Source organism: Streptomyces sp. SGAir0957, from assembly GCF_043523415.1.
In genome coordinates this window covers 6,280,872-6,305,771 of sequence record NZ_CP027293.1, presented here as the reverse complement: position 1 = coordinate 6,305,771, position 24,900 = coordinate 6,280,872, and the positions used below count along the sequence as shown (strand labels likewise).

23 protein-coding genes are annotated in these 24,900 nt (G+C 71.7%); 12 read left to right on the top strand and 11 right to left on the bottom strand.

What is annotated here, in order from left to right; translation table 11 throughout:
- The first annotated feature begins 202 nt into the window (after positions 1-202).
- On the top strand, positions 203-1,153 hold the full coding sequence (locus tag C1N81_RS33335) for a hypothetical protein (RefSeq protein WP_394435025.1): 951 nt from the start codon (positions 203-205) through the stop codon (positions 1,151-1,153).
- Positions 1,154-1,200: 47 nt separating this feature from the next.
- Here C1N81_RS33335 and C1N81_RS33330 read toward each other — a convergent pair whose 3' ends face one another.
- Positions 1,201-1,632, bottom strand: a complete 432-nt coding sequence (locus C1N81_RS33330; RefSeq protein ID WP_394435024.1) for a Rieske (2Fe-2S) protein — start codon at positions 1,630-1,632, stop codon at positions 1,201-1,203.
- 403 nt (positions 1,633-2,035) lie between these two features.
- Between C1N81_RS33330 and C1N81_RS33325 the strand changes: the two genes are divergently transcribed.
- Positions 2,036-2,965 carry a carbohydrate kinase family protein gene (locus tag C1N81_RS33325; protein WP_394435023.1) on the top strand — a complete coding sequence of 310 codons (930 nt, stop codon included), beginning with the start codon at positions 2,036-2,038 and terminating at the stop codon, positions 2,963-2,965.
- Positions 2,966-3,060: 95 nt separating this feature from the next.
- On the opposite strand, the gene uvrA is transcribed toward C1N81_RS33325, so the two are convergent.
- Entirely contained in the window at positions 3,061-6,192 is a 3,132-nt protein-coding gene (uvrA, locus tag C1N81_RS33320) for an excinuclease ABC subunit UvrA (protein ID WP_394435022.1), read from the bottom strand.
- A 245-nt stretch (positions 6,193-6,437) separates the two neighbouring features.
- Between uvrA and C1N81_RS33315 the strand changes: the two genes are divergently transcribed.
- Together C1N81_RS33315 and C1N81_RS33310 are read left to right on the top strand one after the other, a co-directional pair.
- On the top strand, positions 6,438-7,061 hold the full coding sequence (locus C1N81_RS33315) for a maleylpyruvate isomerase family mycothiol-dependent enzyme (protein ID WP_394435021.1): 624 nt from the start codon (positions 6,438-6,440) through the stop codon (positions 7,059-7,061).
- 9 nt (positions 7,062-7,070) lie between these two features.
- Positions 7,071-7,727, top strand: coding sequence for an MBL fold metallo-hydrolase (locus C1N81_RS33310; RefSeq protein ID WP_394435020.1), 657 nt, complete (start codon positions 7,071-7,073; stop codon positions 7,725-7,727).
- A 7-nt stretch (positions 7,728-7,734) separates the two neighbouring features.
- Here the strand turns inward: C1N81_RS33310 and aroQ are convergent, their stop codons facing one another.
- The 7 genes from aroQ to C1N81_RS33275 all read right to left on the bottom strand — a co-directional run bounded on the left by aroQ (position 7,735) and on the right by C1N81_RS33275 (position 15,773).
- Positions 7,735-8,214, bottom strand: a complete 480-nt coding sequence (aroQ, locus tag C1N81_RS33305) for a type II 3-dehydroquinate dehydratase (protein ID WP_394435019.1) — start codon at positions 8,212-8,214, stop codon at positions 7,735-7,737.
- A gap of 127 nt (positions 8,215-8,341) precedes the next feature.
- The gene (locus C1N81_RS33300) at positions 8,342-8,650 is read right to left on the bottom strand and encodes a hypothetical protein (protein ID WP_394435018.1); all 309 of its coding nucleotides are present in this window, start codon (positions 8,648-8,650) and stop codon (positions 8,342-8,344) included.
- Positions 8,651-8,803: 153 nt separating this feature from the next.
- Positions 8,804-9,790 carry a TerC family protein gene (locus C1N81_RS33295; RefSeq protein ID WP_394435017.1) on the bottom strand — a complete coding sequence of 329 codons (987 nt, stop codon included), beginning with the start codon at positions 9,788-9,790 and terminating at the stop codon, positions 8,804-8,806.
- A 260-nt stretch (positions 9,791-10,050) separates the two neighbouring features.
- Positions 10,051-11,961, bottom strand: coding sequence for a TerD family protein (locus C1N81_RS33290; protein ID WP_394435016.1), 1,911 nt, complete (start codon positions 11,959-11,961; stop codon positions 10,051-10,053).
- Positions 11,962-11,972: 11 nt separating this feature from the next.
- Positions 11,973-12,542: a TerD family protein gene (locus tag C1N81_RS33285; RefSeq protein ID WP_394438390.1), complete on the bottom strand. Its 570-nt coding sequence runs from the start codon at positions 12,540-12,542 to the stop codon at positions 11,973-11,975.
- A gap of 185 nt (positions 12,543-12,727) precedes the next feature.
- Positions 12,728-14,863 (bottom strand): excinuclease ABC subunit UvrB, encoded by a 2,136-nt coding sequence (uvrB, locus tag C1N81_RS33280; protein ID WP_394435015.1) that lies wholly within the window; start codon positions 14,861-14,863, stop codon positions 12,728-12,730.
- A gap of 61 nt (positions 14,864-14,924) precedes the next feature.
- Positions 14,925-15,773 (bottom strand): MHYT domain-containing protein, encoded by an 849-nt coding sequence (locus C1N81_RS33275; RefSeq protein ID WP_394435014.1) that lies wholly within the window; start codon positions 15,771-15,773, stop codon positions 14,925-14,927.
- Between the two features lie 271 nt (positions 15,774-16,044).
- On the opposite strand from C1N81_RS33275, the gene C1N81_RS33270 reads away from it, so the two are divergent.
- The 3 genes from C1N81_RS33270 (at position 16,045) to C1N81_RS33260 (ending at position 19,149) form a co-directional block, all read left to right on the top strand.
- Positions 16,045-16,920 carry a glycerophosphodiester phosphodiesterase gene (locus C1N81_RS33270; RefSeq protein ID WP_394435013.1) on the top strand — a complete coding sequence of 292 codons (876 nt, stop codon included), beginning with the start codon at positions 16,045-16,047 and terminating at the stop codon, positions 16,918-16,920.
- 219 nt (positions 16,921-17,139) lie between these two features.
- Positions 17,140-17,661 carry a methylated-DNA--[protein]-cysteine S-methyltransferase gene (locus C1N81_RS33265; protein ID WP_394438387.1) on the top strand — a complete coding sequence of 174 codons (522 nt, stop codon included), beginning with the start codon at positions 17,140-17,142 and terminating at the stop codon, positions 17,659-17,661.
- Positions 17,662-17,880: 219 nt separating this feature from the next.
- Positions 17,881-19,149, top strand: coding sequence for an MFS transporter (locus tag C1N81_RS33260; RefSeq protein ID WP_394435012.1), 1,269 nt, complete (start codon positions 17,881-17,883; stop codon positions 19,147-19,149).
- 24 nt (positions 19,150-19,173) lie between these two features.
- Here the strand turns inward: C1N81_RS33260 and C1N81_RS33255 are convergent, their stop codons facing one another.
- Positions 19,174-19,551 carry a cupin domain-containing protein gene (locus tag C1N81_RS33255; RefSeq protein ID WP_394435011.1) on the bottom strand — a complete coding sequence of 126 codons (378 nt, stop codon included), beginning with the start codon at positions 19,549-19,551 and terminating at the stop codon, positions 19,174-19,176.
- A 136-nt stretch (positions 19,552-19,687) separates the two neighbouring features.
- Here C1N81_RS33255 and C1N81_RS33250 point away from each other — a divergent pair, with 136 nt between their 5' ends.
- From C1N81_RS33250 to C1N81_RS33240, 3 genes are all read left to right on the top strand, one after another.
- On the top strand, positions 19,688-19,960 hold the full coding sequence (locus tag C1N81_RS33250) for a GlsB/YeaQ/YmgE family stress response membrane protein (RefSeq protein WP_394435010.1): 273 nt from the start codon (positions 19,688-19,690) through the stop codon (positions 19,958-19,960).
- Positions 19,961-20,188: 228 nt separating this feature from the next.
- Positions 20,189-21,415 carry a formaldehyde dehydrogenase, glutathione-independent gene (gene fdhA, locus C1N81_RS33245; RefSeq protein ID WP_394435009.1) on the top strand — a complete coding sequence of 409 codons (1,227 nt, stop codon included), beginning with the start codon at positions 20,189-20,191 and terminating at the stop codon, positions 21,413-21,415.
- 204 nt (positions 21,416-21,619) lie between these two features.
- Positions 21,620-22,747: a magnesium and cobalt transport protein CorA gene (locus C1N81_RS33240; protein WP_394435008.1), complete on the top strand. Its 1,128-nt coding sequence runs from the start codon at positions 21,620-21,622 to the stop codon at positions 22,745-22,747.
- Positions 22,748-22,765: 18 nt separating this feature from the next.
- Here the strand turns inward: C1N81_RS33240 and C1N81_RS33235 are convergent, their stop codons facing one another.
- The gene (locus C1N81_RS33235; protein WP_394435007.1) at positions 22,766-23,410 is read right to left on the bottom strand and encodes a nucleoside/nucleotide kinase family protein; all 645 of its coding nucleotides are present in this window, start codon (positions 23,408-23,410) and stop codon (positions 22,766-22,768) included.
- 45 nt (positions 23,411-23,455) lie between these two features.
- Here C1N81_RS33235 and C1N81_RS33230 point away from each other — a divergent pair, with 45 nt between their 5' ends.
- The gene (locus C1N81_RS33230; protein WP_394435006.1) at positions 23,456-24,142 is read left to right on the top strand and encodes a DUF2293 domain-containing protein; all 687 of its coding nucleotides are present in this window, start codon (positions 23,456-23,458) and stop codon (positions 24,140-24,142) included.
- 233 nt (positions 24,143-24,375) lie between these two features.
- The gene (locus C1N81_RS33225; protein WP_394435005.1) at positions 24,376-24,861 is read left to right on the top strand and encodes an anthrone oxygenase family protein; all 486 of its coding nucleotides are present in this window, start codon (positions 24,376-24,378) and stop codon (positions 24,859-24,861) included.
- Positions 24,862-24,900: the final 39 nt, after the last annotated feature.

Genomic DNA, 24,900 nt, shown 5'->3' with positions numbered 1-24,900 from the left:
AACGCTTCAATGCCGGTGCCCCCACGCGCGGATGGCAGGAGGCCGGATGCGACTCGGCGACCGACACGATCGTCAGGAACCACACTTACAGGCTGTACAGGCACAGAGCGTTCAGGCACAGACCGTTCAGGCACAGGCCATAACGGCACGGGCCCTTCAGGCGGCCCAAGCCGTGCAGGCACAAGCCGCACGGGCACCCGCCATGCGGCGACCGGACGTACAAGCGCAGGCCGTGCGGGACCCCGCCCTGGAGGCGGTCCTGCGCACCGGCCCGTTCCACCTCGCCCTGCGCGCCGCGATCGCCGCACGGCGGCTGCCGCTGCACCGGGTCCAGCACCATCTCTCCCGTCACGGCATCAAGGTCGGTGTCACGAGCCTCAGCTACTGGCAGCAGGGTGCCCGGCGCCCGCAGCGCTCCGAGTCCATGCGGGCCGTACGCGCCCTGGAGGAGATCCTCGACCTGCCGGACGAGTCCTTGATCCGGCTGCTCGGCCCGGCCCTCCCCGCGGGCGCGCCCGAGCGGCCCCCGGCCCGCCCGTACCGCTCGCTCGTCCGGGCGTCCGGCGTCCTGCACCGGCTGCTCGCCGACCTCGACGCGCCGCCGGACTGCGGCCTGCTCGGAGTCGGCCTGCACGAACGGGTCCGCATCGGCCCGCGCGGGCAACTGCTCGGCAGGGACTCCCAGCACGTGATACGCGCCCGGCGCGACGGGGTCGACCGCTACATCGCCGTCCACCAGGGCGACCCGGGATGCGCGCCGGGCGACGTCGCCGTGCACGCCATGGAGAACTGCCGTACGGGCCGGGTGCGCTGGGACCGCGCGACCGGCGTCCTGGTGGCGGAACTGCTCTTCGACGCGCGCCTGCGGGCCGGGGAGACCCATCTGTTCCGCTACGGCTTCGAGGACGGCACGGCAGGGGCCTCGACGGAGTACGTCCGCGGGTTCGGCGGCGCGGGCGGACAGTACGTACTGCAGGTCGCGTTCGCCGACGGCGCGCTGCCCGTGCGCTGCCACCGGTTCGCGCAGCAGTCGACGGCCGCGCCGCGCGTGGGACGGCAGGAACTGACGCCGACCGGCCGGCCCCGCTCCGTGCACCTGGTGGAACAGCAGGTGCGGACGGGGCTTCTCGGGATCGGCTGGGACTGGGAGTAGCCCGGGGCCCCTGAGGGCCCGGTCCCCGCCCTCCGCCTGCCGTCCGGCTACTTCTGCGGGCCGGCCACGATCTTCCCGCCCTCGACCTTCACCGACAGCTCCTCCAGCGGGGACGTCGCCGGGGCGTGCAGCACCTTGCCGTTCGTGGCGTCGAACTTGCTGCCGTGGCAGTTGCAGGTCAGCTCCGTGCCCTCCAGCATCCCGATCGGGCATCCGGCGTGCGTGCAGATGGTGCTGAAAGCCCGGTACTGCCCGCCCTCCGCGCGGCTGACGACGACATGCTCGTCCTTGTAGAGCTTCGCCCCGCCCTCGGGCACCTCGTCGGCCTTGCCGAGATCGACCGGCGCGGTGGGCGCGGCCGCCGCGCCGTCGCCGGACCCGGTGGAGCAGGCGGTCAGCCCGAGCCCCGCCGTCCCCGCGACGGCGGCACCGCGCAGGGCGGTGCGACGGGAGATACGGGAAGGGGTCGTGCCGGGCATCTGAGCTCCATGAACGTGAACGCGCGGGATCGCGCCTGGGCGGGCGAAGGGGAAACGGGAACAGGAACAGAACGGGAACTGGAACGGGAACGGGAACTGGAACGGACGTGCGTAACAGATCAGACGATACCGACCAGCGATCACCCGCCCACGGCACCCCAGGCACCCCAGGCACACCAGGCATCCCCGACGCGCCATGCACCTCTGAGCCCCCGAGCCCCCGAGCCCCCGGCGCCGCCCACCCACCCCAGAACTGCCCGAACCCACCGCCCCCATGCCCGTACCCCCGCCCCGCCATGCCCGTATCCAGGTCGCCTGCTGACCGTCGGGCCTGGACGTTCTACCCTGCCGTCGGCACCCGGGTGCGCCCCGCGCGGCCCGTCCCCGTCCGAGAGGAACCACCGTGATCGTCGTCGCCGGAGAGGCCCTGATCGACCTCGTCCCGTTGAGCGCGGGCGGTGACGGCGCCGCCTCCGCGCTGCCCGCGCTCGCGCCCCGGCTCGGCGGCGGCCCGTACAACACGGCGGTGGCGCTCGGCCGGCTCGGTTCCCCGACCGCGTTCTGCTCGCGCGTGTCCCGGGACGCGTTCGGCGAGGCCCTGCTCGACGGGCTCCGGGCCGCCGGTGTCGACGTAGCCCCTGTGCAGCGCGGCGACGAGCCGACGACGCTCGCCGTCGCGTCCATCGGGGCGGACGGCTCGGCCGGCTACTCGTTCTACGTCGAGGGGACCGCCGACCGGCTCTTCGCGGTGCCGGACGCGCTGCCCGCGGGCACGCGCGCGGTGTCGTTCGGGACCTGCTCCCTCGTCCTGGAACCAGGGGCGAGCGCGTACGAGGAGCTGATGCGCCGGGCCGCGGCCCAGGGCCTGTGCACCGCCCTCGACCCGAACATCCGCGCGGGCCTGATCCCGGACGCGGACGCCTACCGGGCCCGTTTCAAGAGCTGGCTGCCGTCCACCACCCTCCTGAAGCTCTCCGAGGAGGATGCCGCGTGGCTGGGCGGGACGCCGCGGGAGTGGCTGTCGGCGGGGCCCGCGGCCGTCGTGGTCACCCGGGGCGGCGACGGGCTCACCGTCTTCACCCAGGACGGCGGCGAGCAGTCGGTGCCGGGCGAGCGCGTCGACGTCGTGGACACGATCGGCGCGGGTGACACGGTCAACGCGGCGCTGCTGCACGGCCTCGCCCGGCAGGACGCCCTGTCGCCCTCGGCGCTCGCGGACCTGAGCGGAGACGGCTGGGCGCGGCTGCTGCGGTTCGCGGCCCGCGCGGCGGCCGTCACCTGCTCGCGGGCGGGGGCCGAACCTCCGTACGCGTCGGAGGTGGGCGCCCTGTAGCCGCCCGCGCCCCTGAACGCAGTGCGCCCCCGCGGAAAACTCCCGCGGGGGCGCACTGCTCGTTCAACCGGTCCGGCGACCGATCAGGCGACCGATCAGGCCTTACGGGCCCGAGTCGTCGCCGCCTTCTTCGCGGCGGGCTTCTTCGCGGCGGGCTTCTTCGCCGCCGGCTTGGCGGCGGCCGTGCCCGAGGCCGACTTCGCCGCCTTGCCGGAGGCGCCGGCTGCCTTGCCCGAGGCGCTGGCCTTACCAGAGGCGGCGCTCGCCTTGCCGGAGGCCTTCGCCGTGGCCGTCTTCTTCGCCGGGGCCGCGCTCGCCGCCACCGTCTTCTTCTTCGCCGCGCTCTTGCGGGCCCGGCCCGCGGGCGCCGACGCGTCCGTGACCCGGTCGGCGCCGAGGATGTCCCGCAGGAACTTGCCGGTGTGGCTGGCCGGTTCCGACGCGACCTGCTCCGGGGTGCCCTCGGCGACGACGATGCCGCCGCCGCTGCCGCCCTCGGGGCCCATGTCGACGACCCAGTCCGCCGTCTTGATGACGTCCAGGTTGTGCTCGATGACGATCACCGAGTTGCCCTTGTCGACCAGGCCGGACAGAACGGTGATCAGCTTGCTGATGTCCTCGAAGTGCAGACCGGTGGTCGGCTCGTCGAGCACGTACACCGTGCGCCCCGTGGAACGCTTCTGCAGCTCGCTGGCGAGCTTCACGCGCTGTGCCTCACCGCCCGACAGGGTCGGCGCGGACTGGCCGAGACGGACGTAGCCGAGGCCGACGTCGTTCAGCGTCCTGAGGTGGCGGGCGATCCCGGGGACGGCCTCGAAGAAGTCGAGCGCCTCCTCGATCGGCATGTCCAGGACCTCGGCGATGGACTTGCCCTTGTAGTGGACCTCCAGGGTCTCCCGGTTGTACCGCGCACCGTGGCAGACCTCGCACGGGACGTAGACGTCCGGCAGGAAGTTCATCTCGATCTTGATGGTGCCGTCACCGGAGCAGTTCTCGCAGCGGCCGCCCTTGACGTTGAAGGAGAAGCGCCCGGGCAGGTAGCCCCGGACCTTCGCCTCCGTCGTCTCGGCGAAGAGCTTGCGGACGTGGTCGAAGACGCCGGTGTACGTCGCCGGGTTCGAGCGGGGCGTACGGCCGATGGGCGACTGGTCGACGTGCACGACCTTGTCGACGAGGTCGTCGCCCTCCACGCGCGTGTGGCGGCCGGGAACCGAACGCGCGCCGTTCAGCTCGCGGGCCAGGTGCGTGTAGAGGATGTCGTTGACCAGCGTGGACTTGCCGGAGCCCGAGACGCCGGTGACGGCCGTGAGGACACCGAGCGGGAAGGACACGTCGATGTCCCGCAGGTTGTTCTCCTTGGCGCCGTGCACGGTGAGCTGCCGCGACGGGTCCACGGGGCGCCGGAGGTCCGGGAGCGGGATGGCCTTCTTGCCCGACAGGTACTGGCCGGTCATCGACTCCGCGTTGCTCAGCAGCTCCTTCAGCGGGCCGCTGTGCACGACCTTGCCGCCGTGCTCGCCCGCGCCGGGGCCGATGTCGACGACCCAGTCCGCGACCTTGATGGTGTCCTCGTCGTGCTCGACGACGATGAGCGTGTTGCCCATGTCGCGCAGCCGGACCAGGGTCTCGATCAGGCGGTGGTTGTCGCGCTGGTGCAGGCCGATGGACGGCTCGTCGAGCACGTACAGGACGCCGACGAGGCCGGAGCCGATCTGGGTCGCGAGGCGGATGCGCTGGGCCTCGCCGCCGGAGAGGGTGCCGGCCGCGCGGTTCAGCGAGAGGTAGTCGAGGCCCACGTCGACGAGGAAGCGAAGTCGCTCGTTGACCTCCTTCAGGACGCGCTCGGCGATCTTCTTGTCGCGCGCGTTCAGCGTCAGCTTGGAGAGGAAGTCGGCGCAGTCGCTGATCGACATGGCCGAGACCTCGGCGATGGACTTCTCCATGACCGTGACGGCCAGGACGATCGGCTTGAGGCGCGTGCCCGCACAGGTGGGGCAGGGCACCTCGCGCATGTAGCCCTCGAAGCGCTCACGGCTGGAGTCCGACTCGGCCTCGCTGTGGCGGCGCTTCACGAACGGCACGGCGCCCTCGAACGGCGTCGTGTACCGGCGCTCGCGCCCGTACCGGTTGCGGTAGCGGACTTCGATCTGCGTCTTGTGGCCGTGCAGGAGGGCCTTCTTGGCGCGCTGCGGCAGTCCGGCGAACGGGATGTCCGTACGGAAGCCGAGGGCGTCGGCGAGCGCGCCGATGAGCCGCGCGAAGTAGTCCTTGGTGTGGCCGTGCGACCAGGGGTGGATGGCGCCCTCGTCGAGCGACTTCTCCTCGTCCGGCACGATCAGGTCGGGGTCGACCTCCATGCGCGTACCGATGCCCGTGCAGTCGGGGCAGGCGCCGAAGGGCGAGTTGAAGGAGAAGGAGCGGGGCTCCAGCTCCTCGAACGACAGGTCGTCGTGCGGGCAGTACAGGTGCTCCGAGTACATGCGCTCGCGCTCGGGGTCGTCCTCGGGGAGGTCGACGAAGTCGAGCACGACCATGCCGCCGGACAGGCCGAGCGCGGTCTCCACGGAGTCGGTGAGGCGGCGCTTCGCGGAGTCCTTGACCGTGAGGCGGTCGACGACCACCTCGATGGTGTGCTTCTCCTGCTTCTTCAGCGTCGGCGGCTCGGTGAGCTGGATCGTCTCGCCGTCCACCCGCGCGCGGGAGTAGCCCTTGGTCTGCAGGTCGCCGAAGAGGTCGACGAACTCGCCCTTGCGCTCGCGCACCAGCGGCGACAGCACCTGGAAGCGGCTGCCCTCGGGCAGCTCCAGGACCTTGTCGACGATGGCCTGCGGCGACTGGCGCGCGATGGGGCGGCCGCACTCGGGGCAGTGCGGCTTGCCGATGCGCGCGAAGAGCAGACGCAGGTAGTCGTAGACCTCGGTGATGGTGCCGACCGTGGAGCGCGGGTTGCGCGAGGTCGACTTCTGGTCGATCGAGACGGCCGGGGAGAGGCCCTCGATGAAGTCGACGTCCGGCTTGTCCATTTGGCCGAGGAACTGGCGGGCGTACGAGGACAGCGATTCCACGTAGCGCCGCTGTCCCTCGGCGAAGATCGTGTCAAACGCGAGCGAGGACTTGCCGGAGCCGGACAGACCGGTGAAGACGATGAGGGAGTCGCGCGGGAGGTCGAGCGAGACATTCCGGAGATTGTGCTCGCGCGCGCCACGGACGATGAGACGGTCGGCCACGCCGGTCCGTACCTTTCCTTGGAGAAGTGACAGGAAGCCCTGTGCGGCAGGGAACCGAGGGGAAGCCTGCCGTTTCGAAGACTAGAGGGAGCCACTGACAACGCGGTCGGCTTCCCGCCTTCGGTAACAAACCCGGACCTTCAAGAATGCCCGAAGCCACCCTCGACCATATAGCACGTACATTCGATTCCGGCATAATGTCGGCCACCTTCACCCGAACGTGTGGCACCGCTACCGTCTGCGCCATGGATCATCACGAGCGTGACCTGCTGTCTGTACGCGAAGCGACCGAACGACTGCTCGCCGCGGTCGGCACCCTGGACAACGCCGCTGTGACGCACCCGTCACGCCTGCCCGGCTGGACCCGCGGCCATGTCCTCTCCCACCTTGCCCGCAACGCGGACGCGCTCGTCAACGTCCTCGCCGGACGCCCCATGTACGAGAGCGCCGAGGCGCGGGACGCGGACATCGAACGGGGCGCCCCGCGCGAACTGCGCGCCCAGCTCGACGACGTACGCGAGAGCGCGGAGCGCTTCCAGGCGGTCGGCGCAAAGGACGCGGACTGGTCCCGCACGGTCGAACTCCGCAACGGCGTCAAGGACACCGCCTCCCGCATCCCCTTCCGGCGCTGGGCCGAGATCGAGCTGCACCACGTGGACCTCGGCATCGGCTACGAGCTCGAAGACCTGTCCGAGGAGTTCACCCGGCGGGAGACCGATTTCCTGACACACCGCTTCCGCGACCACCTGCCGGACCCGTCCGCCATCGACGGCGCTCCGGCCGATCTCCTCGGCTGGCTCTCCGGCCGCCGCGACGGCGCCGGCCTCACCGTCGACCGGGGCTCCCTGCCCGCGCTGCCCCCGCTATAGGCTGAGCGCATGACGTACAGCGGAACGGTGAAGGTCGGCGGCCCGGCGGACGTGCACGAGCTGCAGGACCTGATGATCTCCAAGGTCGCGGTCGGGCCCATGGACAACAACGCCTATCTGCTGCGCTGCCGCGCGACCGACCGGCAGCTGCTCATCGACGCGGCGAACGAGGCGTCGACGCTGCTCCGCCTCATCGGCGACGACGGCATCGACGCCGTCGTCACCACGCACCGCCACGGCGACCACTGGCAGGCGCTCGCCGAGGTCGTGGCCACCACGCGCGCGTGCACGTACGCGGGGCGCGACGACGCCGAGGGCATCCCGGTGCCGACACAGGTCCCGGTCGCCGACGGGGACACGATCGAGTTCGGCCGGATCACACTCACCGCCCGCCACCTGGTCGGCCACACCCCGGGCTCCATCGCCCTGATCTACGACGACCCGCACGGCCACCCCCACGTGTTCACCGGCGACTGCCTCTTCCCGGGCGGCGTCGGCAACACGTGGAAGGACCCGGAGGCGTTCCGGAGCCTCATCGACGACGTCGAGACGAAGATCTTCACCCCGCTCCCGGACGAGACCTGGGTCTACCCGGGCCACGGCAACGACACGTCCCTGGGCGCCGAGCGCCCGCACCTTCAGGAGTGGCGCGCGCGGGGCTGGTGAACCGCGTTCACCGATACGCGCGCGCGGCCCCCGGCGCCGCCAGTGCCGCCACCCGTTCCACCCCGAACGCGTACCCCTGCACTCCGCACCCCGCGATGACTCCGTCCGCGCGGAGCGACACGTAGGAGTGGTGGCGGAAGGTCTCGCGCTGGTGGATGTTCGAGATGTGGACCTCGACCACGGGCAGGCCGTCGCAGGTGTTGAGGGCGTCCAGGAGCGCGACGGACGTGTGGGAGTAGGCCGCCGGGTTGATGACGATGCCGACGTGGTGCTCGCGGGCCTCATGGATCCAGTCGACGAGTTCGCCCTCGTGGTTGGACTGGCGGAAGTCGATCGTGGCGCCGTGGGCCGCCGCCGCCTTGACGCAGAGGGTTTCGACGTCGGCCAGGGTGTCGCGCCCGTAGATCTCGGGCTGGCGCTTGCCGAGGAGGTTCAGGTTCGGGCCGTTCAGGACCAGGATCGGCGCGGTGGCGAGGGTGTGCGGCACAAGGACCTCCGTACGTCGGGCGGATGCTCCTTGTGGGTCTATCACGCGGCCGTCACGGGGCGACCGCCAGCATCGCGGGGGGCGGGGCCGCGACGCCGGTTTCGCCTCCTGGGTCGCGGCCCGTGCGTCACTTCAGCTCGCGCGCGTCCTTGACGTCGAAGTTGCCGAAGGAGGGCGGTCGTGTGCAGAGGGCGGTCAGCTGTTCGTTCAGCTGGGCGACCTCGGGGCGGGCGTCGCTGCGCTTCGCCTCGTCGGGGGACTCGAACTCGATGACCGCGAGGTAGCGCCCGGCGTGGTCGCGGTCCTGGAGCAGGATGCGGTGCGTGGGCCCGCCTGTCTCTCCCGCCATGCGCTGCTCGAACCGGTCGAGGAGCGCCTTCATCTCGTCGAAGCGCCGGGTCTCGAAGTCGACGATCTGTACGAATTTCTGGCTCATGGGGCCTCCCCCGCACGGCCGGCGCTCCCCGGGCCGGGGTGCGCTCAGAGCACAAGCAAGCACCGGGTGACGCGCGCGGCAACCTTCCGCGCACACCACCCGGTGCTGGTGTTTCCTACGCCCGAACCGTCAGGCGGGCGGAGACGTCGGACGTCAGACGTCGATGCTGTCCTTGCGGCCGGCCGCCGCCTCCCGCTCGGCCTGCTTCTTGGACGCGATGAGGCTGGTGATCGTGGTGATGATCAGGACGCCGCAGATGACGCTCAGCGAGACCGGGATGGAGATCTCCGGTACGTGCACACCGTTCTCGTGCAGGGCGTGCAGGACCAGCTTCACGCCGATGAAGCCGAGGATCACCGACAGGCCGTAGCTGAGGTGGACCAGCTTCTTGAGCAGTCCGCCGATGAGGAAGTACAGCTGGCGCAGGCCCATGAGAGCGAACGCGTTGGCCGTGAAGACGATGTACGGGTCCTGGGTCAGGCCGAAGATCGCCGGGATCGAGTCCATCGCGAAGAGCACGTCGGTCATGCCGATGGCGAGCATGACGACCAGGAGCGGCGTCATGATCTTCTTGCCGTGCTCACGGATGAAGAGCTTCGTGCCGTGGTAGCGGTCGGCGACGCCGAACTTCGTCTCGATGGACTTCAGGAGGCGGTTCTCCTCGAACTCCTCCTCCTCGTCATCGCCCATGGCCTCCTTGACGAGCTTCCACGCGGTGTAGATGAGGAACGCGCCGAAGATGTAGAAGACCCACGAGAAGTTGGCGATGACGGCGGCACCCGCCGCGATGAAGATCGCCCGCAGCACGAGCGCGATCAGCACACCGAAGAGCAGGACGCGCTGCTGCAGATGGGTCGGCACCGAGAACTTCGCCATGATCAGGATGAAGACGAAGAGGTTGTCGACGCTGAGCGATTTCTCGGTGATGAAGCCCGCGAAGAACTCGCCGCCCGCCTGGCTGCTGCCCCAGATGGTCACGCCGATGCCGAAGAGCACGGCGAGCGCGATCCAGACGACGGTCCAGATCCCGGCTTCCTTGATGGATACGTCGTGGGGCTTGCGCCCGATGAAGAAGTCGACCGCGATCAGGGCGCACAGACCAAGAATGGTCAGCACCCAAAGGGTCATCGATACGTCCACTGCGCCTCCGGCGTCGTACGGCTACTGATCAGCGTCGTCGCTGCCGGAGGTCTCTTCCACCCGGGCGCGTGCCGCACCTCGGGCCGACGCCCCGGGATCGGCGGCCATCGGGCCGCATCGTCCGTATTGACGGGAACGCCGCGTACGGGAGTACTCCCCTCCGCGTAAAGGAGCGTACTCGAAAGACCCATGAAAGGTAAAGGTTTAGGTAAAGGTCATCCCAAAAGCGCAGGTCGGAGGGGTCGAGAAAAGCAAAGGGATCAGGGGTTCAGGCCCCGCTCCCGGCGCGCCCCCGCCACCTCCTCCAGCACCTGGCGCAGGACCGCGCTGCCGTCCGGAATCAGCGGCGGCTCGTACGTCCAGGCGTGTCCCACCCAGGGGTCGGCGAGGTGGTCGTCGGGGACCGGGGTCAGCCGCAGCAGGGCCCGCCACAGCGGGTCGAGGAGCGGGCCGTACTCGGCGGCGTCCTCGCGGTCGGCCACCAGCATCAGATGGACGCCGACGCGCGGACCCTCGTCCGCGAGGTAGCGGAGCCGGGTCACCGCGCGGTCGTCGAAGCCGTGCGGGAAGTCGTGCACGACGAGAAGTTGCTCGGCGACGTCCAGATCGGGCGGCAGGGCGTCCACCGCGCCGCTGCGCACCGCCATCTGCACGAGGTCGACCCGCTCGGTCAGCCGGGTGAGCGTCTCCGCCACCCCCGCCGCCCCCCGGGCCACGGGGCCGGCGAGCACCCCGGCGTCGACGAGCGGGGCGAGCGCCCCGGACGCCGTGCCCGCCGGGTCGATGACATGCACGCTGAACTCGCCCGCCGGGTAGGCCGCGAGCAGCCGCGCGACCAGCTCGGTGGCGGTGCGGGCGGCGCGGGCCCGCAGCTCGTCGGCGTCGGCGAGCACCTCCGGGTCGGAGGCGCCCGCGTCGATCCACAGGCCGCGCTCCAGAGGGAGTCGCACCAGCATGGGGATGCGCAGGCCGACGCTGTCGCTCTCGGGAAGGCGCAGCTCGCCCAGGCGGACGGCCATGGGGATCTCCATCGGGCTGCGGTACGCGTGCCAGCACGGGTTCTCCCAGCCCGCGTACGGGGCCGGGAGCGCGGGTTCGACGACCTCGGACTCGGCGACGAGCTGCGCCAGGTCCCGGTCAAGCGCTTCCCGCACACGGTCGACGAGGGCGGCATGCTTGGCGGCGGCGCTCTCGCGCGCGGCGTCGGCCTGGCCGCCGATACGGCTGCGCGGGTCGGACAGGACACGGTCGAGCTCCTGCTCCATGCGGGAGTCGGCGAAGTCGACGGCGCTGCGGTAGGCGGCGGCGGTGCGGGCCAGGTCCTCGAACATGCCCCACACCTGGTTGTAGAGCCGCTCGTCCATCGACCAGCCCGTCGCGTCGCCCGCCACGGGTGCGGCGGGCCCGCCACCGGGCGCGGCGGCCGGGGCCGGGGCGGGCGGCGGCGGGGCCTGGCGGCCGGGGTGGGTGTAGTCGATGGGGCCGGACGCTCCCCCGGGGGCCGCGGCGGGGGCGGGGGCGGGCTGCGCGGGTATGGGGCTCGCCGCCTGGCCTGCCGTGGCCGCCGCGCGGACCTGGGGCTCGTCGGCGGGGCGCGGCGCGGGCGCGACCGTACGGGCCAGGCTCTGGGCGACCGCCTGGTGGACGGCGCCCGCGAGGGTGTGCGCGTCGGGCACTCCCTGGTCGGCGAAGAGGGCGGCGAGTCCGTCGGCGTAGCCCTGGCCGACCGCGCGGACCTTCCAGGCGCCCTGTCTGCGGTACAGCTCCAGGGCGGTGACGGCCGACTCGGTGTCGAGCCCGGTGATGGTGTAGCTGGCCACTTCGACGCCGTCGAGCCCGGTGACCGCGACGTACGGGGCCGCGACCGCGCCGAACCGGGTGGGTCCGCCGGTGCCGAGCGGCAGGGCGAGCAGGACGGTCACCCGGTGCACGTGCTCGGGCATCGCGTCCAGGTCGACGGCGAGCCGGTGGTCGGCGGCGGCCTGGCGCGGGACTTCGAGGCCCGGCAGCGCGGGCGCGCCGGGATGCGCGACCTGGCCGGGGCCGCGCACCGTGCCCCGGTCGTCGGCGAGCGTGGCGCCCGCGACGACCGGCCGGCCGGCCGACACCCTGATCTCCAGACGCGTCCGGGTCAGCGGGTGGTTCTGGCCCCGCACCAGTTCGGCCGCCATCGTCGGTCCCGTTACAGGCCGGGCAGGATCGCGGGCATGAGGTCCTGGAACGTGCGGCCGTTGGCCGCCGTGCCGAGGGCCGTCATCTTCCAGCCGCCCGCGGCGTCGCGGTGCACCTTCGCCATGATCTGCGCCGTGTACTGGCCGCCGCCGTCGAGCGTGTACCGGGCGAGCTCCTCGCCGGTCGTCTCGTCGACCAGACGGCAGAACGCGTTCTGCACCTCCTGGAAGGTCTGTCCGGTGAAGGAGTTCACCGTGAAGACGATCTGGTCGATGTGGACCGGGACGCGCTCCAGGTCGACCAGGATCGCCTCGTCGTCGCCGCCCTGTCCGACGCCGCCGACCAGGTTGTCGCCGGTGTGCCGCACCGAGCCGTCGTCGCTGACGAGGTGGCGGAAGAAGACCACGTCCACGGGCTGCTTGTCGGCGAAGAGCACCGCGGAGGCGTCCAGGTCGATCTCCCGTGTGCGGGAGCCGAACAGGCCGCGGCGCGGGGCGGCCTGCCAGCCGAGGCCCATGCGCACGGCGGTGAGGGTGCCCCCGCCCTTTTTCTCCAGGCTGATGGCCTGGCCCTTGGTCAAGCTGATGCCGGGGCCCTTGGAAAAGTCGGCCGTCACGCGCAGTCCCCTCTCGTACCGTCCCCTGTGCCGCGACGTGCGCGCGGTGGGGCAAACCCTATGGGGCGCCACCGGCGACGACGCCACCGAGGGCGGGGTTTTGTGGCGGCATTGCAACACACCACCGCGCCCCGCCCGTCGTATATGGGTCAGGCGATGCCCGCCTCCCGCATCTGGCGCAGCTCCTTCTTCATCTCGGACACCTCGTCGCGAAGGCGCGCCGCGACCTCGAACTGGAGGTCCGCCGCGGCGGCCCGCATCCGGTCCGTCAGCTCCTCGATCTGCTCGGAGAGCTCGGCGGCGGGACGGTCGGTCGGGGGCGTCTCGGCCGCCTTGCCCTTCTTCTTCTTGCTGGTGTCCGCCTTGCCGAGCGCGGGGACGGGCGCCTTGGCGGGCTTTCCGTCCTTGCCGCCCTTGCGGTAGCCGGTGCCGAGCAGCGCCTCGGTGTCGACGTCCTCGCGCGCGATGGACGCCACGATGTCGTTGATCTTCTTGCGGAGCGGCTGCGGGTCGATGCCGTTCGCCTTGTTGTACGCGATCTGCTTCTCGCGGCGCCGGTTCGTCTCGTCGATGGCCTTCTCCATCGCCGGGGTGATCTTGTCGGCGTACATGTGGACCTGGCCCGACACGTTGCGCGCGGCGCGGCCGATGGTCTGGATGAGGGACGTGCCGGAGCGCAGGAAGCCCTCCTTGTCGGCGTCGAGGATCGCGACCAGGGAGACCTCGGGCAGGTCGAGGCCCTCGCGCAGCAGGTTGATGCCGACCAGGACGTCGTACTCGCCCGCGCGCAGTTCGCGGAGGAGTTCGACGCGGCGCAGGGTGTCGACGTCGCTGTGCAGGTAGCGCACCTGGATGCCGAGCTCCACGAAGTAGTCCGTGAGGTCCTCGGCCATCTTCTTGGTGAGCGTGGTGACCAGGACGCGCTCGTCCTTCTCGGTGCGCGTGCGGATCTCGTGCACCAGGTCGTCGATCTGGCCCTCGGTGGGCTTGACCACGACCTCCGGGTCGACGAGGCCCGTGGGGCGGATGATCTGCTCGACGTAGCCGTCCCCGCGCGAGAGCTCGTAGTTGCCGGGCGTCGCCGACAGGTAGACGGTCTGGCCGACGCGCTCCTGGAACTCCTCCCACTTCAGCGGGCGGTTGTCGAGCGCGGACGGCAGCCGGAAGCCGTGGTCGACGAGCGTGCGCTTGCGGGAGGCGTCGCCCTCGTACATGGCACCGATCTGCGGCACCGTGACGTGCGACTCGTCGATGACCAGGAGGAAGTCCTCCGGGAAGTAGTCGAGCAGCGTGTTCGGCGGGGAGCCGGGCTCGCGGCCGTCGAAGTGCATCGAGTAGTTCTCCACGCCGGAGCAGGTGCCGATCTGGCGGAGCATCTCGATGTCGTAGGTGGTGCGCATGCGCAGGCGCTGGGCCTCCAGGAGCTTGCCCTGCTTCTCCATGGAGGTGAGGCGCTCGCCGAGCTCCTTCTCGATGTCGTTGACCGCGCGCTCCAGGCGCTCGGGGCCCGCCACGTAGTGCGAGGCGGGGAAGACGTAGAGCGACTGGTCGTCGCTGATGACCTCGCCGGTGAGCGGGTGCAGCGTGGAGAGCGCCTCGATCTCGTCACCGAACATCTCGATGCGGACGGCGAGCTCCTCGTAGACCGGGAAGATCTCGATGGTGTCGCCGCGCACACGGAAGGTGCCGCGCTGGAACGCCAGGTCGTTGCGCGTGTACTGGATGTCGACGAAGCGGCGGAGCAGCTCGTCCCGGTCGATCTCGGCGCCGACCTTCAGGGGGACCATGCGGTCCACGTACTCCTGCGGCGTGCCCAGGCCGTAGATGCAGGAGACGGAGGCGACCACGACGACGTCCTTGCGGGTCAGCAGCGAGTTCGTCGCGGAGTGGCGCAGGCGCTCCACCTCCTCGTTGATCGAGGAGTCCTTCTCGATGTAGGTGTCCGACTGCGGGACGTACGCCTCGGGCTGGTAGTAGTCGTAGTACGAGACGAAGTACTCGACCGCGTTGTTCGGCAGCAGCTCGCGGAACTCGTTCGCCAGCTGGGCGGCGAGCGTCTTGTTGGGGGCCATCACCAGGGTGGGGCGCTGGAGCTTCTCGATCATCCACGCGGTGGTGGCGGACTTGCCGGTGCCGGTCGCGCCGAGCAGGACGACATCCTTCTCGCCTGCGCGGATGCGCTTGTCCAGCTCGGCGATGGCCGCGGGCTGGTCGCCGCTGGGCTGGTACGGGCTGACGACCTCGAAGGGTGCCACCGTGCGTTCGATCTTCGTTACGGGCCGCATGAAATCAACCGTACGACCCGCCACTGACAACCGGGGGTGATCCGGGGCGCGGGGCGCCTTCCTACCAGCCGTGCGGGATGCGCGACGGCGGCCGTTCGGTGACGCCGCGGGGACGCGGGACGCCCGCGCGCGAGAGGCCCTCCCGCTCCGCCTCCAGGGCGTCGCGCCAGTCGGGGCGGCCCATGACCATCAGCGGGTCGAACATGACGACCACGCCGGCGAGGAGCAGGAAGCACAGGGGGCCGATCATCATCGGGGCGAGTATCCCGGCGGCCGAGTCGCCGCCCGGGGAGCCGCTGACGTCGCCGTGGGTGTGGACGCTGACGGCGGCCATCCCCATGTAGTGCATGCCGGAGACGGCGAGCCCCATGACGAGGCTCGCGCCGACGCTCCAGAGGATGCCGCGGACCTGTACGGCGGCCCAGAGCGCCGCGGTGGCGGCCACCATGGCGATCACGACCGAGGCGCCGACGACGAAGGTGTTGTACTCGATCGTCGCGTGAAGCCGCATTCCGGCCATTCCCAGGTAGTGCATGGACGCGACGCCGAGTCCGGTGATCGTGCCGCCGGTGAACAGGGCGGGGCCGGTCGCGCCCTTGTAGCCGACGATGAAGACGCCGACGCCGACCATGACGATGGCGAGGCCGAGGCTCGCGAACGTGAGTGCCTTGTCGTAGTGGATCGGCACCCCCTCGACGGTGAAGCCCATCATGGCGATGAAGTGCATCGTCCAGATGCCCGAGCCGATCGCCGCCGAGCCGAGCGCGAGCCATCCGGCGCGCCAGGTGCTGGCCACGCGGAGCGATCTGGTGGTGCACCGCAGTCCGAGGGCTCCACCGAGGCAGGCCATGAAGTACGCCACGAATGGCGTAACCAGCCCATAACTGAAGCCGTCGACCGTCCCCTGCATGTACCGCAGCCCTTCCACCCGATGCCGTGTCCGAGATGTCTGATACGTCCCCTGTCAACGACCACTGGGGCGGCCGTGGTTGAGGCTGAAATTAAAGCGCACCCCGGAACGTCCGATTGATTTTCCGGCAAAGAAACCCGCGCTTCGCACGCGGGGTGGGTCGCGGATGAGTAACTCCGTTCAACTTATGACCATCCTTCGCCTGTGTTCTGTCGGCCACTCCCTGTCAGTCTCGTCCCGTCCGTGTTCTCATCACGCACGAGGAGCAGATGTGTACGTACGCGCAGTAGCCGCCCTGGCCACCGTGACCGGCTCCGCGGTCATCGGTGTCCTTGTCCTGCCCACCGCCGCCCAGGCCGCCTCCCGGCACGACAGCCCCGTGATAATCGCTCACCGCGGCGCCTCCGCCTACGCTCCCGAGAACACCCTCGAAGCCATCGACCAGGCCGACGACCTCGGCTTCGACTGGGTAGAGAACGACGTGCAGCGCACCAAGGACGGCGCGCTCGTCATCATCCACGACACCACCCTGAACCGGACCACCGACGTCGAGGAGCTCTACCCCGACCGAGCGCCCTGGAACGTGCGGGACTTCACCGCGGCGGAGATCGCCAAGCTCGACGCGGGCAGCTGGAAGGGTGCGCAGTTCGCCGGTCAGCGGATCCCGACCCTGCACCAGTACCTGCGGCGCGTCGACCACAACCACCAGAAGCTCCTCATGGAGATCAAGTCGCCCGAGCTGTACCCGGGCATCGAGGCGCAGATCATGCGCGAACTGCGCAACGACGGCTGGCTGAGCCGGGGACACGTCAAGCGCCGCCTGGTCATCCAGAGCTTCAGCGCGGACAGCGTACGGACCGTCCACACACTGCGCCCGGACATCGTCACAGGGTTCCTGGGCACGCCCGCCGTCGCCGAGCTGCCCTCCTACGCGGCGTTCACCGATCAGATCAACCCGAGCAACAGCACGCTCTCCGCGGACTACGTGCAGGCCGTGCACGCCCTCAAGGGGCCGCACAAGAAGCAGCTCCAGGTTCACACCTGGACGGTCAACGACGCCGCGACCACCCAGCGGGTGGCCGCGTTCGGCGTCGACGGGATCATCACGAACGCGCCCGACGTGGTGCGCAGGGCGCTCGGCGACTGAGCCCGAGCGGCGGCGGGCCGGGCATTGTCAGTGCCCGGCCCTAACGTGGTCGGCATGAACGCCACTGGGCAGGATGCCGTCGGGCCGGACGCCGCCGAGCAAAGGACCGTCGCCGGTCCGGATGCCGTCGGTCGGGAGGCCGCCGGTCAGGAGGCCGCCGGTCAGGATTCCGTCGGTCGGGAGGCCGCCGGGCAGGATTCCGTCGGTCAGGGCCGGGTCGTGTGGGCCGTCATGGGCAGCCCCATCGGGCCGCTGCTGCTCGCCGCGACGGACGAGGGTCTGGTGAGCGTGGTCTTCCACGCCACCGACGCCGTACGGGACGACATACTCGGCCGGCTCGGCGCCCGCTTCGGGGCCGCGCCGGTCGAGGCGCCGGACGCACCGCTCGTCGCGGCGGCGCGGCATCAGCTGACGGAGTACTTCACCGGGCGGCGCCGCGCCTTCGACCTCCCCCTCGACTGGTCGCTGAGCACCGGCTTCAACCGGGAGGTGCTGCGCGCGCTGGCCGCCGGGGTGCCCTACGGGGCGGTCGCCGGGTACGGGGACCTGGCCGCGCGGGTCGGGCAGCCCGGGGCCGCGCAGGCGGTCGGCGCCGCGATGGGGTCGAACCCGCTGCCCGTCGTGGTGCCGTGCCATCGCGTGGTCGAGCGGGACGGGGGGATCGGGGGGTTCGGAGGCGGGCTGGAGACCAAACGGAAGTTGCTCGCGCTGGAGGGGGTGTTGCCCGAGCCCCTCTTCTGAGAGGGTCCGGGGCGGCGCCCTTCCGAGAGGGTCCGGGGCGGCGCCCTTCCGAGAGAGTCCGGAGCGGCGCCCTTCCGAGAGGGTCCGGGGCAGCGTCGAGGACGCCTTGCGTCGTTCGGGCTCGGAGTCTCGCGCGGCCGGCCGGCCGTTGCTTTGTGGTTGCTCGCGCGGTTCCCCGCGCCCCTGGCGGGGCACGGCATCGCGGAAACTTGGGGGTGGGTGGGGTTGGTCGAGCAGGAGCGCCTGGTGGAAGTGGGCGGCGCCGGGCTGAGCGTCCTGCAGCGGCGTACTCAGCGCGTGCTCGTCGCCTCGCAGATCCTCGGCGGGCTCGGCACCGCCACCGGGATCGCGCTCGCCGCTGTGCTGGCCAAGAAGGTCAGCGGGGACGAGGCGCTGTCGGGGCTCGCGTCGACGGCCAGCGTCGCGGGGACGGCCGTGCTCTCGATGCCGCTGGCCGCGCTGATGAACGCGCGCGGGCGGCGGGCCGGGCTCGTGCTCGCCTACGTCGTCGGCGCGCTGGGCGCCGCCCTGACCGTGCTCGCCGCCGGGGTGGGGAACTTCCCGCTGCTGCTCATCGGGCTCGCCGGGTTCGGCGCCGCGTCCTCCGCCAACCTCCAGGCCCGCTACGCCGCCGCCGACCTGGCCGCGCCCGACCGGCGGGCCCGCGCCATCTCCACCGTCGTCTGGGCCACCACCATCGGCGCCGTCCTCGGCCCGAACATAGCCGCGCCCGCGGGCCGCAGCGTCGCCGGGCTCGGCATACCCGCCGAGGCGGGCCCCTTCGTCTGGGCGGCCGGGGTGTTCCTCGCCGCCGCGGGCCTCGTCCAGCTGACGCTGCGCCCCGACCCGCTCCTGACCGCGCGGGCGCTAGCCCCCGCCGAGGAGCGAACCCGCGAGGCCCGCTCCCTGCGCGCGGGGTTCGCCGCGGTCTCCGCGTCACCGCGGGCCCGGCTCGCCCTGGTGACCGTCGCCGTGTCGCACACCGCGATGGTGTCCGTCATGTCGATGACGCCGGTCGACCTGGAACACCACGGCGCCGGGATCGAGTTGATCGGCCTGGTCATCAGCGGGCACATCGCCGGCATGTACGCGTTCTCGCCGGTGATGGGGCGCCTCGCGGACCGGTACGGGCGGCTGACGGTGATCGGCCTCGCGGTGGGGCTCCTCGCCTGCGCGGCGCTGCTCGCCGGGACCGCGGGCGGCGGCCACGCGCAGAGCGCCGCGGGCCTGTTCGTGCTCGGGCTCGGCTGGTCGGCGGGGCTCGTCGCGGGCTCCGCGCTGCTCACCGACTCGGTGCCGGGTGCCGCGCGCGCCGCGGCGCAGGGCCTCTCCGACCTCACGACCAGCCTGTCGGCGGGGATCGGCGGCGCGACGGCGGGCCTCGTGGTGGCGACGGCCAGCTACGCGTGGCTGAACCTGGCGGCGGCGTGCCTGCTGCTGCCGCTCGCCGCCTTCGCGCTGTTCACCGCCCGGACCCGAATACCGTAGCGACCGGCAGGGCAACGGGTCGGCTCAGCTCAGCGTCAGGTGATACGCCTTGCGGAGCGTCTCGTGCACCGTCCACGTCGTACGGTCGCCCGCCCGGAGCACCGCCGCCGTGCCGGGGCCGAGTTCGAGCACCCCGCCACCCTCTACCTCGACGGTGGCGCGGCCGCTGACGACCACGAACAGCTCGTCGGCCTCGGTGTCGGTGACGACGCCGGGCGTGATCTGCCAGAGGCCGCGCACCTGCTTGCCGTCGGCCGACTCCCACAGCACGGCGCCGGTGACGACCGGGTCGCCCGAGACGATCTGGGCCGGGTCGAGGGGCTCCGGTTCCAGCTCCACGTCGGGGACGTGGACGGCGAAGGAGGGCGGCGACGCGGAAGCGGGCTGGTTCGTGGTGGTCATGAGGCGTCACCCTAGGAGTCCCGCGCCCCTCCCTTCACTGGACGCCTCGTACCGCGTCCGCCCCGACGACTGGACGGGCCGTCCAGGGGCAGACGGTCCTCAAGCGTTGTGCCGACATGTCACCGGGAGGCAGGACATGGAGATCGCGGGGATTCTGAGCGCCATCGTGATCGGCATCGTCGTCGGTGTGCTGGGCCGGCTCGCACTGCCCGGCCGGCAACGCATCGGCGTCGTCGCGACGATCGTCGTCGGCATCGTGGCGGCCTTCCTCGGGTCGGCGGTCGCCGCGGGCTTCGGCGTCCAGGACACGAACGGCGTGGACTGGATCGAGTGGCTGATCCAGATCGGCCTCGCGGCGCTCGGTGTCGCCCTGCTCGACCGCGGCAGCGGCCGTCGCGTGCGCCGCTGAGCGACGGCCGGCCGCGCGCCACCGCCGCTCCCATCGCGGCTCCCATCGCCGCTCCCGCAGCCGTGCCCTTCGCCGATCCCTCTTCAACGACCGGGCCGACGACCGGGCCGCCGGGGCTCCTCAGGGCGCCCGTGCGGTAGCAGACTCCGCCGTGCGCACAGCCGGAACATCCGCGCCGCACGACGCGTCGGACGCCGCGTCACTGAGCCGAAGGGACGGCGATCAGGCATGAGCGGGAACAAGGCAGTCGCTTATCTCAAGCCGGGTGCGGTGGAGGTCAGGTCCATCGCCTACCCCACACTCGAACTGAAGGACGGGCCGGGGGTGGCGTCGGCGAACGTCGGCCGCAGCTGTCGGCACGGCGTGATCCTCAAGGTCCTGGCCACCAACATCTGCGGCAGCGACCAGCACATGGTGCGCGGCCGCACCACCGCGCCCGAGGGCCTGGTCCTCGGCCACGAGATCACCGGCGAGATCGTCGAGAAGGGCCCGGACGTCGAGTTCCTGGACGTCGGGGACATCGTCTCGGTGCCGTTCAACATCGCGTGCGGCCGCTGCCGCAACTGCAAGGAGCGCAAGACCGGCATCTGTCTGAACGTCAACCCGGCACGGCCCGGGGCCGCCTACGGCTATGTCGACATGGGCGGCTGGGTCGGCGGACAGGCCGAGTACGCCATGGTCCCCTACGCGGACTTCAACGCGCTGCGCTTCCCCGACCCGGAGCAGGCGCGCGAGAAGCTGCTCGACCTCACGATGCTGTCGGACATCTTCCCGACCGGTTTCCACGGCGCGGTGACCGCCGGCACGCAGGTCGGCTCGACGGTCTACGTGGCGGGGGCCGGGCCCGTCGGGCTCGCGGCGGCGGCCTCCGCGCAACTGCTCGGCGCGGCCGTGGTGATCGTCGGCGACCTGAACGCCGAACGGCTCGCGCAGGCACGGAGCTTCGGCTGCGAGACCGTCGACCTGACGCGCGGCACCGTCGGGGACCAGATCGCCGAGGTCCTCGGCGTGCCCGAGGTGGACGCGGCCGTGGACGCGGTCGGGTTCGAGGCGCGCGCCCACGGCCCGGACTCCGCCGAGGCGCCCGCGACCGTCCTCAACTCCCTGATGGGCCTCACGACGGCCGGCGGCGCGCTCGGCATCCCCGGCCTCTACGTCACCGACGACCCGGGCGGCGTCGACCAGGACGCGCGCACCGGGACGCTGAAGGTGCGGCTCGGGCTCGGCTGGGCGAAGAGCCACCGGTTCACGACCGGGCAGTGCCCCGTCATGAAGTACCACCGCGGGCTGATGATGGCGATCCTGCACGAGCGGGTGCACATCGCCAAGGCAGTCAACGCGACGGTGATCGGCCTCGACGAGGCGCCGCGCGGCTATGCCGAGTTCGACCAGGGCGCGAGCAGGAAGTACGTCATCGACCCGCACGGCGCGCTGACCGGCGTACGACCGGTCTGATCCGAGAGGAACGACAGGGACGACAGGAGCGGACAGGAACGGATAGGAACGGCAGGGGGCCGCACGCGCGCGTGCGGCCCCCTGTCCGCCCGGACGTGGCGTTGTCGGTGGTGGCTGGCAGACTGGCCCGCCACATACGAGAACGAGACGACGTAGAAGAACCAGAACGAGAACCAGAACGCGAACGGGCGCAAGGAGCCGAGCATGTCGATGGCGGGCAACCTGCGGAAGGTCGGTGGCCTGCGCGGGGTGGGCGGACTGCGGAAGGTCGCGCGCCTCGCGCGGCGGCGGCGCCGGGTCGATCTGAGCCACCCGGCGCGCTCCCCGCTGGGTTCGGCGGTCGTCAACTGCGTGACGTACCGCGACGGCGTGCGCGAGCGCGGCGGCCGCGACCTGGTCGAGGCGGTACGGGCGGTGCGCAAGGCGGACGACGGGTTCGTCTGGCTCGGCCTGCACGAGCCGTCCGAGGCGGAGATCGCGGACATCGCCGAGCTGTTCGACCTGCACCCGCTGGCGGTGGAGGACGCGGTCCACGCGCATCAGCGGCCGAAGGTGGAGCGGTACGGCGAGACGCTGTTCGCGGTCCTGAAGACGGTCTGTTACGTGGAGCACGCGGAGCTGACCGCGACCAGCGAGATCGTCGACACCGGCGAGATCATGGTGTTCGTCGGGCGGGACTTCGTGATCACGGTGCGGCACGGGCGGCACGGCTCGCTCGGGCCGGTCCGCGAGAACCTGGAGGCCGATCCCGAGCAGCTCGCCAAGGGGCCCGCCGCCGTGCTGCACGCCATCGCGGACGGCGTCGTCGACGACTATCTGACGGTGATCGACGACATCCAGGCCGACATCGACGAGGTCGAGACGGACGTCTTCGCGCAGAACGGGGCGCGGGCCGATCCCGGCCGCATCTACCAGCTCAAGCGTGAACTCCTGGAGCTGAAGCGGGCGGTGGCGCCGCTGGCCCGCCCCGTGATGGAGCTGGCGGGGCGCCCGTACCCCGTCGTGCCGCCCGAGATACAGGCGTACTTCCGTGACGTGTCGGACCATCTGCTGCGCGCGGTCGAGCAGATCGCGGCCTTCGACGAACTCCTGAACTCGATCCTCCAGGCACATCTCGCGCAGGTGACCGTCGCGCAGAACGAGGACATGCGCAAGATCACCGCGTGGGCCGCGATCGTCGCCGTGCCGACGATGGGGTGCGGGATCTACGGCATGAACTTCGACCACATGCCCGAGCTGCACTGGCGGTTCGGCTATCCGCTGATGGTGTCCGTCATCGCGGTGATCTGTGTCGTCGTCCACCGGGGGTTCAAGCGCAACGGCTGGCTGTGAGGGCGCGGGCCCGGCCGGTCACCGCCGCGCCCAGGCCGGGTGCCGCGGGTCGTCCGCGCGGATGACGATGTCCGCCTGCGCGGCCGGCGCGGTCTCGTCGTCGTAGCGGGCGAAGGCCGGCAGGGTCCACTGCTCCGCGTCGGGCGTACGGCGGCGCAGCGCGCCCGGTGTCAGGCTGACGTGGACCGTCAGGTCGAACGGGAACCAGTGGTTCAGCAGGAACGGGCCGTGCAGCAACAAGGCGCCCGTGGGCGGGAGTTGGACGTACGGGCTGCGGGTGGCGCGGTCCGTGGCCGGATCCCACAGGTCGGGCAGGACGCGTCCGGTGCCGTCCGGTTCCAGGGGGCCGAAGACCTCGCGCCACAGTGCGCCCGTGTCGAACCAGCCGCTGTAGTACGAGTCGGGGTCCTCGTGCCCGAACTCGTAGCGCAGGGAGGCGGGGCGCAGGAAACCGTCCGTGCCGACGGGCAGGGAGGAGCGGCCGCGCACGCGCAGGGCCTCGGCGACGCGGGCGGCGAGGTCGCCGGGGCGGGCGGCGGGGGCGCCGTCGAAGGCGACCCTCGGCCAGGGGCCGCCGTCGCCCGCCTTCAGGTCGAGCAGGCGTTCGGCGAGGGTGTCGCCGAGCCGTTCCCAGGTGATCGGTTCGAGTCGCACACGGTCCATGATGCCGGGCGGTGGCGAGGGCGTCCGGGCGGGCATGACGTCCGTATGACCGGCACGCCACCCTCCTCCGCGCTGCCCGCGCGCGGGCCCGTCGTCTTCCAGGCGGTCAAGCGCAGACGGTGCGGTGCCTGTCGCGCGGGTCCGCTCCCCCTGCTCGTCATGGCGGAGGGGCAGCCGCGCTGTCTGGACTGCGCCGACCTGGCCCACCTGGTATTCCTGCCGCGCGGCGACACCGCGTTGACCCGCAGGTCGCGGGAGGAGAGCGGGCTCTCGGCGGTCGTCGTACGGTTCCACCGGCGGCGCGGCCGGTACGAGCGGCAGGGCGTCCTCGTCGAGGAGGCGGCGCTCGCGCGGGCGGAGGCGCGCTGCCTCGCGGACGCGGAGGCGCGGGCCCGGCGCCGGGAGCGGGACGCGGCGTACCGCGCGGCCCAGGACGTGCGGTTCGAGGCGGCGTTCGCGGCGGAGATCCTGCGCCTGTTCCCGGGCTGCCCGCCGGAGCGCGCGGCGGCTGTCGCCCGGCACGCGGGGGCGCGGGGCAGCGGCCGGGTCGGGCGCAGCGCGGCGGGCCGGGTGCTGACCGAGGGCGCGGTCACCGCGGCGGTCCGGGCCGCGATACGCCACGTCGACACCCCGTACGACCGGTGGCTGATGGAGGGGGTGGGGTGGCGGGAGGCGCGGGCGCGGGTGGCGGGGACGGTGGCGTCGGTCCTCGAGTCCTGGCGGGCGGGCTGAGAACACGCCGGGACGGGCCGTCCCGGCGTGCGAATGCGCTGCCGGGCCCGGGCTCCGCGGCGTAAGGCGCCCACCTCGGCGTGCGTGCGAATGCGCTGCCGGGCCCCGGGCTCCGCGGCGTAAGGCGCCCGCCTCGGCATGCGAAAGCGCTGCCGCGTCGCGGGCTTCTGCGAGATGATCCCTCCCACCAATGGGCAAGCCGTACAGGTGTTCTGAAGGGGGCGGGGTCGGCGATGGTCGAGGGGCCTTATTTCGTGCTCGTCGTGCTCGGGGCGCTGTGGTGCGGACTCGTCGCCGGAGTGTTCGTCGCGTTCTCCACGTTCGTGATGCGCGGGCTCGGCGCGCTGCCCGCCGCACGGGCGATCGCGGCGATGAACGCCATCAACGGGGCGGCGGTGACCCCGGCCTTCATGGTGGTCTTCCTCGGCGCGGCGCTGCTCTGCGCGGTGATCGCCGTGGTCACGTTCGTGCTGTGGCCCGACGAGGGCACCGTGGAGCTGCTGCTCGGCTGCGCGCTGTACCTGGTCGGCTCGTTCGGGGTGACGGTCGCGGCGAACGTCCCCCGCAACACCGCCCTCGCGGCGCTCGCCGAGGACGAGGAGTCCGGGAGCAGCGCCGCGTACTGGCGTACGTACCTGCGGGAGTGGGTCGCCTGGAACCACGTGCGGAGCGCCGCCTCGCTCGCCGCATCGGCGTCGTTCGTGCTGGCCCTGACCTAGCCTCCGGCACCTGGGCGGGCGGCCGGGGCGCACGACCGC

What these genes read in the sequence shown, in the direction of transcription:
- C1N81_RS33230 (WP_394435006.1), top strand. Translation starts at nt 23,456, where the DNA reads ATGACCGGCACGCCACCCTCCTCCGCGCTGCCCGCGCGCGGGCCCGTC.
- C1N81_RS33255 (WP_394435011.1), bottom strand. Translation starts at nt 19,551, where the DNA reads ATGACCACCACGAACCAGCCCGCTTCCGCGTCGCCGCCCTCCTTCGCC.
- C1N81_RS33225 (WP_394435005.1), top strand. Translation starts at nt 24,376, where the DNA reads ATGGTCGAGGGGCCTTATTTCGTGCTCGTCGTGCTCGGGGCGCTGTGG.
- uvrB (WP_394435015.1), bottom strand. Translation starts at nt 14,863, where the DNA reads ATGCGGCCCGTAACGAAGATCGAACGCACGGTGGCACCCTTCGAGGTC.
- C1N81_RS33315 (WP_394435021.1), top strand. Translation starts at nt 6,438, where the DNA reads ATGGATCATCACGAGCGTGACCTGCTGTCTGTACGCGAAGCGACCGAA.
- C1N81_RS33240 (WP_394435008.1), top strand. Translation starts at nt 21,620, where the DNA reads ATGTCGATGGCGGGCAACCTGCGGAAGGTCGGTGGCCTGCGCGGGGTG.
- C1N81_RS33290 (WP_394435016.1), bottom strand. Translation starts at nt 11,961, where the DNA reads ATGGCGGCCGAACTGGTGCGGGGCCAGAACCACCCGCTGACCCGGACG.
- C1N81_RS33300 (WP_394435018.1), bottom strand. Translation starts at nt 8,650, where the DNA reads ATGAGCCAGAAATTCGTACAGATCGTCGACTTCGAGACCCGGCGCTTC.
- C1N81_RS33335 (WP_394435025.1), top strand. Translation starts at nt 203, where the DNA reads ATGCGGCGACCGGACGTACAAGCGCAGGCCGTGCGGGACCCCGCCCTG.
- fdhA (WP_394435009.1), top strand. Translation starts at nt 20,189, where the DNA reads ATGAGCGGGAACAAGGCAGTCGCTTATCTCAAGCCGGGTGCGGTGGAG.
- C1N81_RS33330 (WP_394435024.1), bottom strand. Translation starts at nt 1,632, where the DNA reads ATGCCCGGCACGACCCCTTCCCGTATCTCCCGTCGCACCGCCCTGCGC.
- C1N81_RS33310 (WP_394435020.1), top strand. Translation starts at nt 7,071, where the DNA reads ATGACGTACAGCGGAACGGTGAAGGTCGGCGGCCCGGCGGACGTGCAC.
- C1N81_RS33275 (WP_394435014.1), bottom strand. Translation starts at nt 15,773, where the DNA reads ATGCAGGGGACGGTCGACGGCTTCAGTTATGGGCTGGTTACGCCATTC.
- C1N81_RS33250 (WP_394435010.1), top strand. Translation starts at nt 19,688, where the DNA reads ATGGAGATCGCGGGGATTCTGAGCGCCATCGTGATCGGCATCGTCGTC.
- C1N81_RS33235 (WP_394435007.1), bottom strand. Translation starts at nt 23,410, where the DNA reads ATGGACCGTGTGCGACTCGAACCGATCACCTGGGAACGGCTCGGCGAC.